The following is a 601-nucleotide window of genomic DNA, read 5'->3' as shown; positions in this document are numbered from 1 at the left end:
CGGCCCCGCGGCGGTGGGGCTCGGCGCGCTGGGCGGGGCGGCTGACGGCCCTGGCCCTGGCGGCGGGGGCGGCCCTGCGGCTCTTCCACTTCACCGACAACCGGGCCCTGTGGCGCGACGAGCTCTACCTGGCCGCCGGGCTGGTGCGGATGGGCTTCGCCGAGCTGGCCGCCGGGCCCCTGCCCTACGAGCAGAAGGCGCCCCTGGGCTTCCTCTGGGCCGAGCGCCTGGCCGTGGCGCTGCTGGGCAAGGGGGAGATGGCCCTGCGCCTCTTCCCGCTGCTGTGCGGGCTGGCGGCCCTGGCGGCCTTCGTGCCCGTGGCCCGGCACTTCCTGCGGCCCTGGGCGGCGGCGCTGGCCGTGGCCCTGCTGGCCCTGGCCTCGCCGGCCGTCTACCACGCCGTGGAGGCCAAGCAGTACAGCACCGAGCTGCTGGCCTCGGTGCTGGCCCTGCTGCTCTACGTGCGCCTGCAGGGGCGCACGGGCCTGGGCGCGCGCCTGGCCTGGGGCCTTTCCGGGGCCGGGCTGCTGTGGTTCTCCTACTCGGCCGTCTTCGTGCTGGCCGGGGTGGGGGCGGCCGTGGGCCTGCGGGCGCTGCGGCG

At 78.0% G+C, this 601-nt stretch carries 1 protein-coding gene; it reads left to right on the top strand.

The features are described 5' to 3' along the window. The coding region (locus EFB08_RS23290) for a glycosyltransferase family 39 protein (protein WP_193553990.1) at positions 1-601 on the top strand (601 nt) is incomplete at both ends.

Source organism: Rufibacter latericius (assembly GCF_003721515.1).
Classification (GTDB): domain Bacteria; phylum Bacteroidota; class Bacteroidia; order Cytophagales; family Hymenobacteraceae; genus Nibribacter; species Nibribacter latericius.
Note: the sequence above shows the minus strand (reverse complement) of the source record. Positions and strands in the feature narration are given on the sequence as shown.